Source organism: Halorubrum laminariae (assembly GCF_024494655.1).
GTDB classification, from domain to species: domain Archaea; phylum Halobacteriota; class Halobacteria; order Halobacteriales; family Haloferacaceae; genus Halorubrum; species Halorubrum laminariae.
On sequence record NZ_JANHDL010000014.1, the window covers coordinates 36,890 to 52,217 of the forward strand.

At 58.4% G+C, this 15,328-nt stretch carries 17 protein-coding genes and 1 pseudogene; 11 read left to right on the plus strand and 7 right to left on the minus strand.

The genetic code is table 11. The annotated features are described in order from the left end of the window. Nucleotides 1–23 precede the first annotated feature (23 nt). Together NO887_RS16375 and NO887_RS16380 are read left to right on the plus strand one after the other, a co-directional pair. On the plus strand, nt 24–776 hold the full coding sequence (locus NO887_RS16375) for a helix-hairpin-helix domain-containing protein (RefSeq protein ID WP_256419283.1): 753 nt from the start codon (nt 24–26) through the stop codon (nt 774–776). Nucleotides 777–836: 60 nt separating this feature from the next. After that, a complete protein-coding gene (locus NO887_RS16380) occupies nt 837–1,196 on the plus strand; it encodes a hypothetical protein (RefSeq protein WP_256419284.1) in 360 nt (119 codons plus the stop codon). A gap of 149 nt (nt 1,197–1,345) precedes the next feature. Here the strand turns inward: NO887_RS16380 and NO887_RS16385 are convergent, their stop codons facing one another. From NO887_RS16385 to NO887_RS16395, 3 genes are all read right to left on the minus strand, one after another. Continuing rightward, nucleotides 1,346–2,425, minus strand: a complete 1,080-nt coding sequence (locus NO887_RS16385; protein WP_256419285.1) for a DUF8137 family protein — start codon at nt 2,423–2,425, stop codon at nt 1,346–1,348. A 61-nt stretch (nt 2,426–2,486) separates the two neighbouring features. After that, on the minus strand, nt 2,487–2,840 hold the full coding sequence (locus NO887_RS16390) for a calcium-binding protein (protein WP_256419286.1): 354 nt from the start codon (nt 2,838–2,840) through the stop codon (nt 2,487–2,489). Then, nucleotides 2,837–3,823 carry a DUF7983 family protein gene (locus NO887_RS16395; RefSeq protein ID WP_256419287.1) on the minus strand — a complete coding sequence of 329 codons (987 nt, stop codon included), beginning with the start codon at nt 3,821–3,823 and terminating at the stop codon, nt 2,837–2,839. Before NO887_RS16395 ends, NO887_RS16390 begins: the two co-directional genes overlap by 4 nt. 266 nt (nt 3,824–4,089) lie before the next feature. Between NO887_RS16395 and NO887_RS18830 the strand changes: the two genes are divergently transcribed. Beyond that, nucleotides 4,090–4,245, plus strand: a complete 156-nt coding sequence (locus NO887_RS18830) for a zinc-ribbon domain-containing protein (protein WP_465261991.1) — start codon at nt 4,090–4,092, stop codon at nt 4,243–4,245. An 88-nt stretch (nt 4,246–4,333) separates the two neighbouring features. Continuing rightward, the gene (locus NO887_RS16400; RefSeq protein WP_256419288.1) at nt 4,334–4,681 is read left to right on the plus strand and encodes a DUF6788 family protein; all 348 of its coding nucleotides are present in this window, start codon (nt 4,334–4,336) and stop codon (nt 4,679–4,681) included. Nucleotides 4,682–4,730: 49 nt separating this feature from the next. Here the strand turns inward: NO887_RS16400 and NO887_RS16405 are convergent, their stop codons facing one another. Then, nucleotides 4,731–5,162, minus strand: a complete 432-nt coding sequence (locus tag NO887_RS16405) for a TRAM domain-containing protein (protein WP_256419289.1) — start codon at nt 5,160–5,162, stop codon at nt 4,731–4,733. Nucleotides 5,163–6,047: 885 nt separating this feature from the next. On the opposite strand from NO887_RS16405, the gene NO887_RS16410 reads away from it, so the two are divergent. Then, nucleotides 6,048–7,310: a Cdc6/Cdc18 family protein gene (locus NO887_RS16410; protein WP_256419290.1), complete on the plus strand. Its 1,263-nt coding sequence runs from the start codon at nt 6,048–6,050 to the stop codon at nt 7,308–7,310. A gap of 186 nt (nt 7,311–7,496) precedes the next feature. Here the strand turns inward: NO887_RS16410 and NO887_RS16415 are convergent, their stop codons facing one another. Continuing rightward, nucleotides 7,497–7,850 (minus strand): hypothetical protein, encoded by a 354-nt coding sequence (locus tag NO887_RS16415; protein WP_256419291.1) that lies wholly within the window; start codon nt 7,848–7,850, stop codon nt 7,497–7,499. Nucleotides 7,851–8,102: 252 nt separating this feature from the next. Here NO887_RS16415 and NO887_RS16420 point away from each other — a divergent pair, with 252 nt between their 5' ends. The 3 genes and pseudogenes from NO887_RS16420 (at nt 8,103) to NO887_RS16430 (ending at nt 10,062) form a co-directional block, all read left to right on the plus strand. After that, nucleotides 8,103–8,636 carry a DUF7342 family protein gene (locus NO887_RS16420; protein ID WP_256419292.1) on the plus strand — a complete coding sequence of 178 codons (534 nt, stop codon included), beginning with the start codon at nt 8,103–8,105 and terminating at the stop codon, nt 8,634–8,636. Nucleotides 8,637–8,745: 109 nt separating this feature from the next. Further along, nucleotides 8,746–9,040 (plus strand): annotated as a pseudogene (locus NO887_RS16425) (NAD-dependent epimerase/dehydratase family protein); the annotation flags it as partial. 110 nt (nt 9,041–9,150) lie between these two features. Beyond that, nucleotides 9,151–10,062, plus strand: a complete 912-nt coding sequence (locus NO887_RS16430) for an NAD-dependent epimerase/dehydratase family protein (RefSeq protein ID WP_256419293.1) — start codon at nt 9,151–9,153, stop codon at nt 10,060–10,062. Nucleotides 10,063–10,932: 870 nt separating this feature from the next. Here NO887_RS16430 and NO887_RS16435 read toward each other — a convergent pair. Further along, nucleotides 10,933–11,868, minus strand: coding sequence for an NAD-dependent epimerase/dehydratase family protein (locus tag NO887_RS16435; RefSeq protein ID WP_256419294.1), 936 nt, complete (start codon nt 11,866–11,868; stop codon nt 10,933–10,935). 120 nt (nt 11,869–11,988) lie between these two features. Between NO887_RS16435 and NO887_RS16440 the strand changes: the two genes are divergently transcribed. The 3 genes from NO887_RS16440 (at nt 11,989) to NO887_RS16450 (ending at nt 13,870) form a co-directional block, all read left to right on the plus strand. Beyond that, nucleotides 11,989–12,237 (plus strand): hypothetical protein, encoded by a 249-nt coding sequence (locus tag NO887_RS16440; RefSeq protein WP_256419295.1) that lies wholly within the window; start codon nt 11,989–11,991, stop codon nt 12,235–12,237. 101 nt (nt 12,238–12,338) lie between these two features. Beyond that, nucleotides 12,339–13,310 carry a phosphoadenosine phosphosulfate reductase family protein gene (locus NO887_RS16445; RefSeq protein WP_256419296.1) on the plus strand — a complete coding sequence of 324 codons (972 nt, stop codon included), beginning with the start codon at nt 12,339–12,341 and terminating at the stop codon, nt 13,308–13,310. A 38-nt stretch (nt 13,311–13,348) separates the two neighbouring features. Next, complete coding sequence (locus tag NO887_RS16450; protein WP_256419297.1) at nt 13,349–13,870, plus strand: metal-dependent hydrolase; 522 nt, start codon at nt 13,349–13,351, stop codon at nt 13,868–13,870. A gap of 536 nt (nt 13,871–14,406) precedes the next feature. On the opposite strand, the gene NO887_RS16455 is transcribed toward NO887_RS16450, so the two are convergent. Then, a complete protein-coding gene (locus NO887_RS16455) occupies nt 14,407–14,979 on the minus strand; it encodes a metal-dependent hydrolase (RefSeq protein WP_256419298.1) in 573 nt (190 codons plus the stop codon). Nucleotides 14,980–15,328 lie beyond the last annotated feature (349 nt).

Here is a 15,328-nt window from a genome sequence, read left to right on the forward strand (position 1 = left end):
TACAGGGTGTCCGTTGTACCGGTATGGTCACAGTCAAATATGCGTCAGAACTCGATCCGTTGCTGGAGTTGTCGTTGCCTTCGGACTGGCTCGTCGCTGTTATTTTGGAGCCGGGCCAGGCACCGGCGGACTCGGACCGTCCTGAAGATCGCTTGCTTGGACAACTGCTCTCAAGCGGTAACGATCAGCAAATCGTCGCATCACGGGTGACATTTCTGTACTGCCGGGGATTTGAACCCGATCCTGAGACGCCGATACGAGACAATCAAATTTCGGTCAGATATGACTCCGAGAACGCGCAGTACGAACTCTCATCAGTACTCGCCGAGACGACTGTATCGACAGCTGACGGAGTGATAGAGTGGGTAGACGAGCAGTTCCCCGCGGTCGAAACCTTCGTAAATACATATCTGACCCTGATAGAGTTGGCTGATGATATTCACGGACTCGGACAAACTGGTATTCGTGGGCTCATCGAAACCTTCGAGACACTCGATACGATTCGGGCGACCGACCTCGATTCACTGGTAGATGTTCCATATATTGACGAAGAGAACGCAACAGCACTACAGACTGCCCTCGAAGAGACCAACAATATTGACCTGTCCCAACCGACACCACTCGAACAGGAGTTACGAACCGTCGATGGACCACTAATCCTCGATCCTCAGCGTGGACCGGTCTCGGGAGAATTGGTCCCGAGTGATTCATCCAACCCAAAATACCGCCCAGATACATTCAGTGCTACTGAACCGGATGACCGAGAGCTGCGCTGAGCCGATTGTGAGACGGTATCAGAGCGTAATATTTGTGCCACAGAACGACAATAACAGCGTATGACCGATACGTATACTCTCAGCATTCGAGTCGATTCCTCCGAGTTCGCTGGTGAATTCTACCTCCTTGGAGAAGGCTACAACACAGGTGAGGAGGTACTCAAGCATGTCGCAACAGACCACATCTTGGCGATGAAGCACCGCCCACACGTCGCTGAATACCTCCTTGAGACGCTCAGTGGCGGTGAGAACGTGAGTGAGTCGAAGTACAACCAGGCAGACCCAGATATTTCGTGTGGACTCCACTTCGATGTCGATCATCAAGGGTTTCGGTTCTGGGTTGACGACTACGGCGTCGAGATTGGGAGTCAACCGACCAAGAGCGAACTTCGATCAATCGCCGAAGACCTGCCATCGTAGGAACGCTTGTCGCTCTGGCTCCTGATGACGATAGACCGACAGACAGGGCGTTCTTGTTCGACCTTGACTACAGACGGCCTCAAATCGCACTATTGCTAGCTGTATGTCATTTCTATCGGACGAACCCGAGAAATCGATTTACAACCGTCTCATAGGTCTCTGTCCAACGATTCGCCACCCTGCTCTATAAGCTCCGAAAGCGGGCTCGTTTCGAGGTCTTGGAGCGTCCAGTCAGTAGGAAGGCTATCTGCAACACCGGTCTCATCTGCTAGCTCTCGAATCCGCTGTTTCACGTCCGGATCGATATCGATGACGCGAACAAGATCATCGTCTCCATCCCAGTAGGGCGGGGCGTGCGGGCCGAACAGTTCCTCCGTTTCGAGGTCAGCCACGACCTGAAAGTAGAACTCCGTGAGGTCGGTCTCTATCCCGAGCGTGTTGCGTGTTCCCGTGGCAACGTCCTCGTCGGTGACGATAGTTTCGAAGATGTCGAGAGCGGCGTGCTGGTCCACGTAGAAGGCGGTGTTGAGCGTGATCTTGACGAACTTTGGTTCATCCTCGGCGAGAGCGAACAGGTGGTCAGCGACGGAGTGATCGGGATGACCGATACCCCAGCCGTAAGTGTACGACTCCTCGTAGGCAACGTGGGACTCATCGACGTACTCGGGGATTCTACCGAGAAACGCCAGTGCGTCAGCCGGAATTGCGTCCACGCTATCGCCCTGGCGGGTACGGATTATCGACCGGCCAATCGCGTTGGTGATGACATGGCCAACCTCAGAGAACTCGTCTTGTTCGCGTGGGTCGTAGGCGGTGGCGAACTCGACGAGTACGTCCCAGCCGTCAGTCTCTGCGGCGGTGGCAAGCCCATCAGCGAAGGGTTCGTAGTAGGCAAATCGCAGGTCATGGAGAAGGTCTTCGCCGTCCCGTGCGTCACCTCGAGCCACTTTCGTCAGCATCCGTTCGTATTCCGCCATTGCACGGTAGAGAGTCGGGACATCACCCTCGCGGGCGTCATTGTAGAGTTCCGGGAGGTCACCGACCGCCGCTGGGTAGTCACGTTCGAGTTCTTGCCGGTCCAGACCGGAATCACCGAATGTAGCTTTTTCCGAGGAATCGTTTTCAGGAGGGACTACTTCATCAACGGGCTGGTCAGTGGAACAGTCATGGAGCCTAAGACGCGAGAGTGTGTCGAAGGATGTCCCGCAGTCCTCGCACTCGTAACTCATTGGCGAAGGTACAGTGACCCCGAAAGTAAGGCTTTCTGAGTCAGGGGCGCGCCTCTACCGTTCATCGGCGGTCGAGCCAGTAGTGCCAGTCGGCGATGGCCTGTTCGGAGTCACTGCTGGCATCCATAGGTTCCAATTGTTCGAGGGGTACGCCGAGTTCGCGATCCATCCACTCGACGGTCACGAACTGCTGGCGAAGAGATGGCTCCGATGATGGTTTGCCGACCACACGAACCGTCTCCCCTAACTCCAGCGGTGAGACCTCCTGCTTTTCGATACAGCGTGCCTCGAAGGGGAAGTCCATCGTCTCCTCCAAATAGATGTGCCACCCCATCGCTTGTTCATCTTGAGTGTAGGCATCGACGATAATCCGCATCTTAATGCGCTCTTCTCGCTCTTCGTCGCGCTCGGTCATGACTCACCTTCGGTGCGAGTGTGGAACGTTGTACCGGAGCTGAACTCGGTTAACTCATCGATACGACTCTCAAGCTCCTCGATTTCCTTACGAAGTTCTTCGGCTTCGTCACCGTCGGCCGCAGCAAGTTGGTCTTTGAGCCCCTGAAGCCGCGTCTCCTTACGCTCCTCGTCCACACCAGCCTTGCGGACATACTCTGACTTCTCAATATCGTACATATCACTCTCAGAAAGTTCCGTCACATCGAGTATAGCCTCTACCTTGTCGCGGTCTACACCCAACACGCGCTCACGGTCGATACCCGCCTCTTCAAGCGTCTCCAGTACTTTCGCGTCATCCTTCAACGAGCGGTTCCGACGCGTCGTCCGCTGGACGGAGCCAAAAGAGCCTGACACCGGCTGGTCGTGATGAAGACGAGCTAACAGGACATCAGCCACATCTTGACGGACAGCGTTAGCGTTGCGCTGGACGTCCGATAGCAGCGTGTAAAGATTGACCAGTGCATCCGTCTCCATCTCTTCGAGCGCAGTGACCGTATGGCGTTCAAGTGCGTCGACGAGGAGCAACGCATCAGCATACACGTCAAGATCCGGTTCTGTCCGCTCTGTCTCATCAGGTGAGTCGTCGCCACTTGCCAGTTGGGTCGTTGTGGGGCCGTCCTGTTCGACAATACTGCCAGCCTCTTCGTCGATCTCAAACCCTGGATGGAGACTCAACACAGCCGGGTACGGGGCAGCATCTGGTGGCAGTCGATCGAGTTCGAAGCCGCCTGACTCGTCAGTGACCCGCCGATACAGGCTTTCAAATTGTTCACGCTGGAGCGGCCGCGTCTCACCCGTCTCCTCAACGTCGATGATGATGCGATGTTCTTGGACGTCGGTGACACGAAACCGCTTGTGTGACATCGGCGTGAGCAGCGTCGCCTCTGTTGGGAGGTCCTCGAGTTCTTCCAAGAGCGTGTGCCACGAGGTACGGAACGACATATGCGGTGGTGAGGACAGCCAGATGTATAACATATCGCCGCTGGTGTGAAGCGTTAAATTACAACGGATGGTGGCGAGACAGTTACCGATCGACACGCGATCATCCAGTATGAAACGGCTAGTGCCGCTTCAATCTTGAACTGCTAGATACGACCGATAGACGGCCTGCAGAAGGAATCTAGCAAATCACGACTGAAGACACACTAGCGGCGAACTAGGCGTGTGGGAGGAATGTCCCGGCTGTGGCGAGATCGTCGATCCCATCAATGCTCAGTAAACAGTTCATCCAACAGATCGTCAGATCTGTGCCGTCATCGGCAACACACCACGAGTGCCGTCACTGTGGATACACCGTCGAGAAGGATGTCGAAGAATGTCCACAGTGTGGCTCTCACGAGATTGCGGCCTACGATTTCGAGTGATCGCTGAAGTGCTCACAGTTGGTAGAGATGGCCCAATACCTTATGCATCACCCGAGCGCTAAAAGTGGGTCTAGTTGTTACATAAGGTATGGAACAGCCGTCATCACCGGCCTCGCTTCCGAAGTATCTCGCAGAGGGCCTCCCCAAACAGGATACGGAGACACTCCAAGAGGTACAGCGCTATATTGAGGCGCTCATCGAGTACCGCGACCAGTCAGTTAACACTGACGAACTTCCCGAGACTGCCGAGCCCGTCGACGACTCCGATAGCACCGGAAGCGGGACCGTCGTCAAAGAGAAAGTTACCTGTGGCGACGGCAGTTGTAAGTGCGCCAGCGGGGATCCCGCAGATATGCACGGCCCGTATCTCTATCGCTACTATCGTGAGAATGGAACGATGAAATCGGAGTACGTCGGGAAATCAGGAAGTGAGTAAGTGAATCTCGACGACGCCGGCCCTACAGATAGTTATCAGTAAATCGACTTTACAGCGCCCGTGAGTCGTGTTCGACGATGCTGGCAAACGCAACGTTCTCTTGGACTTGCTCGATTTCGACCGTCGGCTCATCACCGGGTTGACCGCCGGGGACGATCACGACGTAGCCCCGTTCAACCTTCGCGATACCGTCACCTTGATCACCGGTCGTCTCGATTGTCACGTCACGTACTTCACCTTCATCTACGGGAGGACCGTCCGTTGTTGGAGTTGTCTCTTGGGCAGTCGATTGGTGTTGGTCTTGCTGAGCCTTCTGTTCTGTCGGGGATTTCGACGCCAAGATTGCGATGCGATACGTTTCGTCGGTAGCGAGCGCGTTATGTTTGATTTCACTCGCCGAGATATCGACGACATATGACCCATCACGTTCTTCGATTTGAGCACTGAATACAGAGCGAAGCGAATCAGAGATTTCAGTCATCGGGTATCAGTAGTATAGGCTACGCAAAGCACCTAAATCCCGTGTGTTATACTCGATTGGTCTTGTTGAAGTCCTTAGCAGTTGATAGCTTTACGGCCTATATTCAGCATGACCACAAAAAATATCACTTCTTGAGAATTTTATTAGAGCCGGCGATCGTTCTCCTAACCATTTGACAGTCTCCGGTAATCTGTTTTAACACGCTTGTCGAAGGTGAGTAGAGAGAACGACGACGACAACAAGAGAAGTGCCGTCGACATCAAGCAGGAGCGGCGGGACTTCTGAGCAACCTGTAGGGCGTATGTCCACCTATCGATGGGAAACGTATAATCAGCTAGCACTGTGACGGAAAGTAACACTGAACGGCTGGCTGTCTCGTTTCCCTTACTCTCCCACCCCTCGTTCCGAGTGTAAGTCTGCCGAAGTGAGTATCTCATCAGTACCAACTACAGTGCTGTAACAGCCGCTGTCTGGCTAGAGCAGTTGTGAACGTGGCATTTCTTCCGATTGGAGTCGCCGAAAGCGGCCTCGGCTTACCAATATGGCGAAAGTGCGCTACGGTAGCGGACAACACACACAATCATAAAGGTACGGGATCGAGATACGGTTCGAGAGGTAGAACCACCAACATCATCTAATTTACAGTCGGAACAAGGGGTGGGTGGGAAGCACCCGAACCAGACAATCGGTATCAAAACCCCCACGAGATACACTCGGAATGAGGGGGGTCCCCGGCGGCCTTGTTGGATACAGTCGGAACGAGGGGGGCATAACCACATTCCAACTGTACTACTCTCTGTGGTACGCCCACCGAGAATGAGCTTCACAACAAGATACAGTCGGAACGGGGGTAGATATATGTTGGTGGCCCGGATAGCCACAGCTATGCCTGACGACGAGCGTGGCGATCCCGCCGACGGCGGGCAGGAGCCGACGGGTGGCGATCCGCTGTTCGCCGAAGCTGGCGTCCTCAACCGGACGGAGTTGATCCGGCGTCCCGAACTGCTCGAAATATCGACGGTCCCGGGAAGCGACCGTATCGCTGGGCGCACTGAGCAGATCCAGTACGTCGCCAGCCACCTCGGGCCACTCGTGACAAATTCGGAGCCAACCTCAGTGATGATCTACGGAAAAACTGGGACGGGCAAATCTCTCGTAAGCAAACACACGTCTCGCCGCGTCGTCCGTGAGGCGGAGTCTCGCGGAACAGACGTGGAAATGGTGTACGTCGACTGCGCGCAACACAATACGGAGGCGCAGGCAACGTCAAAGATCGCCCGTGAGTTGAACGAACTGGCCGGCGAACCCAAGTCGATCCCGATTACCGGACTCGGGCCGTCGCACTACTACTCGTACATCTGGTCGCTACTTGAAGACCACTACGACGGTGGGATCGTCATCCTCGACGAGATTGATCAACTCCAGCCGATCGAGGACGCTAACACGCTTCTGATGCAGCTCTCTCGCGCTGGTGAAAGCGAGAAGACAGAAACCTACATCGGCGTCATCGGTATCTCGAACAAGGTTGAGTGGGGTGACGAATTAAACTCTCGCGTCCTATCATCGCTTGGCAACGAGGAGACGGTGTTTCCGCCGTACGACGCCGACCAACTCCAGAACATCCTCTCCGCCCGCGAAGATGCGTTTCACGACGGCGTCCTCGCTCCTGAGATTATTCCCCGAACAGCCGCCCTTGCCGCCCGTGAACACGGTGACGCCCGCAAGGCCGTCCGGATTCTGAAGAACGCCGGGAAACTTGCTGAAAAGGAGGGTGCCGAACAGGTACAGGAACACCACGTCAACGAGGCGCAGAAGAAAGCCGAGGTCGATCGGCTTCGTGAACTCCTCGCGACCGACACGCCACACGCTCGATACGTCCTTTTAGCGCTCGCGGAGCTAACGCAGAACACCGACGAGACGGAATTTCGGACGACGCGTATCTACGACGCCTACGTCGAGGTGTGTGAGCAAGAGGCTGCCGACCACCTCAAGATCGATCGGGTCCGCGACCTCCTTCGCGAACACGCCTTCAACGACACCGTCGAATCGACGCTGGAAAGCGGCGGCCGAGCCGGTGGGACCTACAAGCAGCACCGGCTCCTGAAAGACCCGGCCGTCGTCAAGGAGTCGGTCATGCGGGAGATGTAATCGTGTACGTCGAGTCTCGCCGGCACGCATATTTTATCCGTCCGACACGTGAATCAAAGATATGGCTGAATCGGAGTCTCAGATGATCTCTGTATCTCTCCCTGAGCCCACCGATGTTCAAGCAGTTCTGAATCGGGCCGGAATCAACCATGTCAGTGTCCACGAGCACCGGTTACTGGCCATCTATCACACGACAATTTTTAACGTACGCTCATATCCCTCTCCGTGATTCATCCGAATGGGGAATAGTTCGCGGATACTGTTGCTTGGACGCCCATATTTGCGGTCCTCATCGCCATAGTATTCCTCGAGTGGGGTGGTCGCTTTGGCAACGAGCCGTTGAGTGGTGTTTTTCACGTGGTCACTGCGGTCGACGACAACATCCTTGATGTCGTCCCAATCCCAGCCTTCCTTATCGAGGCGGAAGATTTCATTGACGACTCGCCGGGATTCGAGGGTGCCGTCTGTCAGGAGGGATGGATCACCTTCTCGAATGTCGAGTTGGAAATCGAGAGTGTGTGTGAGTCCATCCGCTTCCATAGTCAGTTATACGATATGTTCTCTTGTAAACCCACCGACTCAGATGGATTTACATAATGTTTGTCGGTATTCACCCTCGGGGTCAAGCCCCGAGGCACTCTGCCTCGAAATCTGTAGACGTAGATTAACCAACACTGGAGCGCGGAGCCGCGCCTTTGTTGGTTAATCTGCGATCGAAGAGCGCGTTAGCCGCTCAATGAGGAAATTATTCCTTGAAGTAAGAATTATATCCTTCACGCTGTAACGTCGAGTATGTCCGAGACAGACACTGCTGATGGGCCGCCCCCCTTCGAGGATGCGTTCAGCGGCGATGACGTCGAACAACGCATCTACGGCACTATCCTGCAGACCCGGGAGCCGACAACGGCGAGCGCGATCGCCGACAGCGCCGACTGTGACCCCAAGACCGCCCGGAAGTATCTAGGGTGGTTCGACGACCTCGGCATCGTCACCCGACACGACGGACATCCAGCCACCTACGAGCGCAACGATGCGTACTTCGAGTGGCGACGCATCAATCAGCTCGCAGCCGACCACTCTGTCGAGGACCTGCAGGATCGCGTTCGTGAGCTGACGACGCGCATCACCGAGTATGAGGAGGCGTACGACGCCGCGTCACCGGCCGCCGTCGATGCCGTCGCCGCCGCGGAGGGCAGCGATGAGCAAACCATCGACGACGTGTACAGCGACCTCGCCGACTGGGCGACCGCTCGCGAGGAGCGTGACCGCTACGAACGCGCCCGCCAGCAACGCACGGGTGGCGAGCGCGAACAGGCCTCCGGGTAGCCCGCTCGATGGCGCCACCGACAGGCGATGGCGGGAGCCCTGCCCCCATCGACCGCCCTATTCTCGAGTTCCTTCGGACACGGCTCCAAGCCACGGTGTATCCCAAGCGGTGCTCATTACGCGCACCTCAAATAACTTCGAGCCACGCCAGCATACGGAAAAGCTCATCCCGAAGTTCATCACGAACGCCGCCGCCGGCAAGTCGCTCCTTGTCTACGACGACGGCTCAAACCTCCACGAGTGGATTACGTCGAGGACAACTGTCGTGCGTTCGATCCCGACGTCGGAAAGACGACATCGGTGAGATCGACAACATCGGGAATCACGCCGAAAAAACGAATCTCGAAGTCACCGTGGCAATCCTCGACGCCGTCAGTACTGACGGCTGCTCCATACCTTATGTAACAATTGGAGCCATACAGTACCTAAGTGATACATAAGGTATAAAGACTATTACCACAAATTGTCACCCTCAATCACAACGCTTTCCCCCAACTACCCAACAGAAATGCCCATGCAGAACAACCGCGTCCTCGTTACGGGCGGCGCCGGCTTCATCGGGTCGAACATCGCGAACCACCTCGCCGACGACAACGACGTGATCGCCGTCGACGACTGCTACCTCGGCACCCCCGAGAACCTCGACGACGACGTCGAGTTCGTCGAGGCCTCCGTCGTCGACGAGGACCTCCCCACCGATGTCGACGTCGTGTTCCACCTCGCGGCGCTCTCCTCCTACAAGATGCACGAGGAGGACCCTACACAGGGCGCCCGCGTCAATGTTGAAGGATTCGTGAACACGATCGAACAGGCCCGCAAAGACGGCTGTGAGACCGTCGTCTACGCCACTACCTCCTCGATCTACGGTGACCGTACCGAACCCTCCCCTGAGAGCATGGACGTCGAAGCCCGAACCGGCTACGAGGCCTCCAAGCTCGCGCGTGAGCGCTACGCGGAGTACTTCCACAACTTCCACGGCATGACCCTCGCCGGCCTGCGCTTCTTTTCGGTGTACCAGGGCTTCGGCGGCGCCGAGGAACACAAAGGCGAGTTCGCCAACACCGTCGCCCAGTTCACCGACAAAATCGCCAATGGCGAACGCCCGGAACTGTTCGGCGACGGCAGCCAGACCCGGGACTTCACCCACGTCGACGATGTCGTCCGCGCCTGCGAACTCGCCGCCGATCACGAACTGCAGGGCATCTACAACGTCGGGACGGCCAAGAGCTACACGTTCAACAAGATGGTCGCGATGATCAACGACGAACTCGGTACCAACGTGGATCCGAAGTACATCGAGAACCCGCTGGCAGTGTACGTTCACGACACGATGGCCGACTACTCGAAACTCCACGAGACCACGGGCTGGGAACCCGAGATTGACTTCGAAGAGGGTGTCGCCCGCGTCTGCGAGTCCTACCAGTAGCCGACTATCGAGCCACGATCGACGACGCCTGGTGACGATACTACCCAACTATCGTTTTCTCCAGCAAAGCTAGTTACACATGTCGCCACGTACCCACCACCATGACTACCAGCGATCCCCCGGGAAACCTCTGGGAGGGCGACGTGATCGAACGGTTCTGGCGTTCGTTCGTCGGGCGGTTGAGAGAGAGTCTCTGGCCGTTCTCGGAGTATACGAACGGCTCGAATTAACGTGTGCTTAAACGCGTAATTTGGATTATACAGATTCGAGGAGAATACTGGTGGCTTTAGCCACCAGATGAATCCGACAACATCCGACACACACCACGCCCAGACACTCTGGTGAGAGTTCTACTCAGTAGTTTGAAGTGGCAGGCAATCCTGTATCCGAGTAGGAATCAGGCTCGGAACAGAGTGATTCCGCCTCGTCCTACGATGGCGGCCTGTTCGCCCCAAGCAACCAAGCAATAATCGGAACCAGTCAATGACCGCCCGATTCTCACAGAGTCGGTGCGGAGTTGACTGCTGTACGCAGACAAAGTAACTCCGAGTCCGTCGAAGTCTGCCGGACTCCCCATGGCAAAAACAACACGGGGAGTCCGAACACGACCGAGGCTAGGAGTACTGGGGGCTTGGCACTCCCAGCAGTCCCACCCGCTTAGACCGTGAGCATCCCCACGGATTCTTACCGTTCGGATGCTTGGTGGAACTGCAAACCTGAAATCTCCAACACTCAGGATTCCTCCGCGGTTACCCGGAGGAGGATGTCAATTCACAACTGTCAAAATGGTTTTTGAGATATCGGTGAGGGTTGGCTCCGCGATCCGTCGTAGTAGATAAGGAGACAGGCGAACGGACGGCAGGTCCGGCCTCAGTCCACTATCTCGTCGATCAGCTCGCGCGCGCTCCGCCGGACGGCCTCGTCGCTCTCGATCGACGGCTCCCAGCCGAGCGCGGACAGTTTCTCGATCGACAGCCGCATCTTCGGCACGTCGCCGGTCCAGCCGCGGTCACCGCCGGTGTACTGATACTCGGGGTCGACGCCCAGTTCCTCGCTGACGATATCCGCGATACGGGTCACCGACGTCGTCGTCCGCGTCCCGAGGTTGTACGTGTTCAGGTCGTCATCCGCGGTCTCGACGACGTGCTGGATGGCGTCGACGCACTCGGAGACGTGCATGTACGACTTCTCCTGCCGACCATCACCGAGTATCTCCAGCGCCGCGGGGTCGGCGTCGAGCTTCTCGATAAAGTCGGGGATCACGTTCCCGCGCTGGTGTGGCCCGACGATGTTCGCGAATCGGAACACCCACGACTGGACCCCGTAGGAGTGCGCAAACGTCGATATCAGCGCCTCGTCCGCGAGCTTCGCGGAGCCGTACACGGAGATCGGCTCCATCGGCGCGTAGTCCTCGGGCGTCGGCCGCGGCGCCTCGCCGTACACCGTCGACGAGGAGGTGAACGCGAAGCGGTCGACGCCGACCTCGCGTATCCGCTCCAAGACGTTGTACGTCATCCCGGTGTTGTCCTCGAACAGCGCGCGGTCGTCGTCGTAGTTCGTGTCGGTGTACGCCGCGAAGTGGAAGACGATATCGAGGTCGTCGGTGACCGCGCGAGCGACGTCGCCGGGATCGGTCAGGTCCGCCTCGACGAACTCTGCGCCGTCGGGGACGCGGTCGCGGGTCCCCTTCGAGAGGTCGTCGGCGACGTGGACGGTCGCACCGCGGTCAAGCAGGCTGGCGGCGAGGTGACTCCCGACGAGCCCTGCACCGCCCGTGACGAGGACGTTCGCGTCTGAAGGGTTCATGTCTCTCCCTGGCAGGAGATGTGTAAATGCGTTTGGAAGTTTTCCTGCTCCGCCCACCCCGAGTATCGGTATTGGTAATTTTCTCCCCGGATTTATGTGTAACCCCTGGCGGGGTGAGGTATGTCGATAGCGGGCGTCAGAACGGTGTTCGGCGCCGTCCAGTTCCTCGTGCTCTTCATCGTTTACGTCGCGGCGCTGACGGCGATGAGCGTCGTCAGAGCTGGGCGGGCGTCCCGTCGGTGGATCGTCAGGGCTCTCACCGGTTCCGGATCGGACGGCTCGCCGAGGCGAACACTGGCCACAGACGCGACTGAGAGTCCGTACCCGGCCGGTGACAGGGAGAGCGTCGAGGAGTCGGTTAGCCCCTGATCGGCGGACGCGACCGGCGGCCCGTCGCAGACGATCACGGACGTTGCCCTGCCTGACTCGTACGGAAAGATTCTTTTTATTATAACGGCAGGTCAACTCGTATGAGCGACGACTTCCCGGCGAGCGTCGACGTCGATTACACCGACGGCGTGGGCGAGGACCCCGACGACTACCCGTCGATCCAGCACAAACTCGAGAAGGCGGTCGAGGTCACCCGCCACGGTCTCGAACAGTACGACAACCCGGCCGTGATGTGGACCGGCGGCAAAGACTCCACGCTGACGCTGTACTTCATCAACCAAGTCGCGGAGGAGTACGGCTACGAGAAGCCGACCGCGGTGTTCATCGACCACTTCCAGCACTTCGATTCGATCACCGACTTCGTCGAGTACTGGGCCGACGAGTGGGAAATCGACCTGGTGTACGCCCGCAACGACGACGTCGGCGCGTACGTCGAGGAACACGGCTTAGAGCCGGGCGACGACATCCCCGTCGCGGAGCTGTCCGAACACAACCAGCACCACGTCCGCGACATCCTCGAATACGAGGAGGACACGTTCCCGTTCCTGCTCGACACCTACGTCGGGAACCACCTGCTGAAGACGGTCGCGCTCAACGACGCCCTCGAGGAGTACGGGATCGACGGCGTCATCTCCGGCGTCCGCTGGGACGAACAGGAGGCCCGCGCCGACGAGACGTTCTTTTCGCCGCGCCACGACCCCGATCTCTTCCCACCGCACGACCGCATCCAGCCCATCCTCCAATTCGCGGAGGCCGACGTGTGGAACGCGTTCTGGAACTTCGTGGTGCCCGACACCGTCGCGGCGTTCCCCGACGAGGGGTACGTCCCACAGGCCGACGACGATCTTCCAGAGGGTGTCACCCAAGCAGACGTCCCCATCTCGCCGAAGTACTTCGCCGGGTTCCGCTCGCTCGGCAGCGAGGTCTCGACCGACAAGACGACCGAGGAGCCTGCGTGGCTCCAGAACCTCGAAGACACCACCGAGCGCGCCGGCCGCGCCCAGGACAAAGAAGACCTGATGGAGCGCCTGCGCGACCTCGGCTACATGTGAATCGAGGACGCCCCATCTGCGGTCGACGTCGAGACTGAATGTTCCCGATTGAGCACTTCATCGTCGCGGTCGTCCCGGTCGTCGCGTACGTCCTCGTCCGCGATCGGCGGCTGCCGACGGGACGGCTGCTCGCAGTCGTGTTCGTCGGGAGCCAGCTGCCGGACCTGATCGACAAGCCGCTCGCCCACCAGTTTGGCCTGCTCCCCAGCGGTCGCGTCTTCGTCCACTCGCTGCCGGTTGCGATTCCGATCGTCTGTCTCGCCGGGTGGTACGCCTGGCGGACCGATCGGCTCCGAACGGGGAGCGCGTTCGCGTTCGCGTACCTCTCGCATCTCGTCGCCGACAACCGTCGGGCACTGTCGCCGCCGAATCCGACGCTGTCCGACGACATGCTGTGGCCGCTTCGACCGGCGACCCCACGGCCGGACGTTCCCCACTGGGCCGGCGAGGCGTCGATCAACGTCCGGCTGTGGTCCCTGTTTGCCGCGGTCGTGCTGGCGGTCTCCGCGTACCACCTGTATCGGGATATTAACGAGCAGTTCCTCTCCGACAGGACGTAGCCGGACCCGCATTGGGGCGGCGAATTGCCGCAGTCGCCTCCGAGCTTCCCGTCTCGCCGCGAGCCGGGAGACAGCTTCAGATAACTCTCGGTTGAACTATCCATATGACCGAGACCTCACTGCGGGCGACGGTGACACAGCGTGGCGTCGTCGTCACGAATCCGGTGACGACGTGTGTTTGAGTACCGGTTCCAACGACCGGACAGACCGACGATACACATATTAATCAACTGAAACTACTTGGATTCCTAATACGATTCATTAATATGAGATGATGTGACAGGGCGGCGTATACCTCTCTCCACTGTGTGTCCCGAGTGCGGTGATCTGAACGTCGACGTGGTCACTGTCCCGCCGGCCGGTCACGCCTACGAGGGGTGGCAGACGGCCCTTGAATGCGACGCGTGTGGCGAGCGTGTCTTCACCTGCGAGCTCGACGGGGAGTCCCGACCTGTCGCTCGCAGTCTCGCCGAGTCGTCTGGTCTTCTCTCTTTGTCGATTTCTCTCGCCCTCATCAAGTACTACGTCCCATCGGCTCACCGACCGCGTTCCGGCCACTGCCCGCGTCGAGCTGCCCACAGTCGCAAGCCGACAAACACGACGAGCGCGGCCACGACGATCTCGAGGTGGACCGCCGCAGCCGGCTCACGGTAGATCTCGAGGACCCGCACCCACGGCGCGATGTCGTCGCTGGGACTTCGCGGGACACCGAACAACGGGTACGCGAGAAAGCGTACCGAAACGAGGTCTCCACGGATCAGACCCTGCCACGCGTCACCGAGCAGATGCGCCGCGTACCCGATCGTGAACGCGGCGGGCGTGACCCGACGCAATCGATCTGGTACACGGTCGGTGAGCGGAACCGATTCGGATCGCATGACCCACCAGAGACCGCCACACACGACAACCAACGAGAACACCGAGTGCGCGAGCGACCGGCCATAGACCAACACGCCCCAGTAGGCGAGCGGCTTGTCGATCAGGTCCGGAAACTGGCTACCGACTGCCAGCGGCACGAGCGCCCACCGGGCTGGCAGCCGGCGGGAAGTCGCTGCCGCATACACGACGTACAACAGATACGCGACCGCGCCGTGCGTCACCGGATCCATACGGCGTCCGTTAGTCGGGCGCGGCTAAGCGTTGACGATCGACGGCGACGAGCAGGCGGATCGCTCGGCCGTCGTGCGCTACGGTACACCGCCGCCTTCCATCTGTAATATTTCTATCATTTGGTTAATGATTTGTGACGAGTGGCGGTATCATGACTACCCGTTCGGACGAGCTTCGGGTGCTCCACGTGGATGACGACCCCTAGTTCATGGAGATGGCCGCGGCCTTGCATGAAGCCGAAAGCGAATGCGTGACAGTTGAGACAGCGACAGCCGCTCGCGAGGGATCGACCGCCTCGACGCCGCAGATGTCGATTCTCTGGTGGGGGCCTCTGCGCGTCCGACTGCC

Bases quoted from the DNA above. Each gene is read 5' to 3' on its own strand.
- NO887_RS18830 (WP_465261991.1), top strand. From the start codon at position 4,090: ATGCTCAGTAAACAGTTCATCCAACAGATCGTCAGATCTGTGCCGTCA.
- NO887_RS16445 (WP_256419296.1), top strand. From the start codon at position 12,339: ATGAGCGACGACTTCCCGGCGAGCGTCGACGTCGATTACACCGACGGC.
- NO887_RS16375 (WP_256419283.1), top strand. From the start codon at position 24: ATGGTCACAGTCAAATATGCGTCAGAACTCGATCCGTTGCTGGAGTTG.
- NO887_RS16450 (WP_256419297.1), top strand. From the start codon at position 13,349: ATGTTCCCGATTGAGCACTTCATCGTCGCGGTCGTCCCGGTCGTCGCG.
- NO887_RS16390 (WP_256419286.1), bottom strand. From the start codon at position 2,840: ATGACCGAGCGCGACGAAGAGCGAGAAGAGCGCATTAAGATGCGGATT.
- NO887_RS16380 (WP_256419284.1), top strand. From the start codon at position 837: ATGACCGATACGTATACTCTCAGCATTCGAGTCGATTCCTCCGAGTTC.
- NO887_RS16430 (WP_256419293.1), top strand. From the start codon at position 9,151: ATGCAGAACAACCGCGTCCTCGTTACGGGCGGCGCCGGCTTCATCGGG.
- NO887_RS16410 (WP_256419290.1), top strand. From the start codon at position 6,048: ATGCCTGACGACGAGCGTGGCGATCCCGCCGACGGCGGGCAGGAGCCG.
- NO887_RS16455 (WP_256419298.1), bottom strand. From the start codon at position 14,979: ATGGATCCGGTGACGCACGGCGCGGTCGCGTATCTGTTGTACGTCGTG.
- NO887_RS16440 (WP_256419295.1), top strand. From the start codon at position 11,989: ATGTCGATAGCGGGCGTCAGAACGGTGTTCGGCGCCGTCCAGTTCCTC.
- NO887_RS16420 (WP_256419292.1), top strand. From the start codon at position 8,103: ATGTCCGAGACAGACACTGCTGATGGGCCGCCCCCCTTCGAGGATGCG.
- NO887_RS16415 (WP_256419291.1), bottom strand. From the start codon at position 7,850: ATGGAAGCGGATGGACTCACACACACTCTCGATTTCCAACTCGACATT.
- NO887_RS16385 (WP_256419285.1), bottom strand. From the start codon at position 2,425: ATGAGTTACGAGTGCGAGGACTGCGGGACATCCTTCGACACACTCTCG.
- NO887_RS16435 (WP_256419294.1), bottom strand. From the start codon at position 11,868: ATGAACCCTTCAGACGCGAACGTCCTCGTCACGGGCGGTGCAGGGCTC.
- NO887_RS16395 (WP_256419287.1), bottom strand. From the start codon at position 3,823: ATGTCGTTCCGTACCTCGTGGCACACGCTCTTGGAAGAACTCGAGGAC.
- NO887_RS16405 (WP_256419289.1), bottom strand. From the start codon at position 5,162: ATGACTGAAATCTCTGATTCGCTTCGCTCTGTATTCAGTGCTCAAATC.
- NO887_RS16400 (WP_256419288.1), top strand. From the start codon at position 4,334: ATGGAACAGCCGTCATCACCGGCCTCGCTTCCGAAGTATCTCGCAGAG.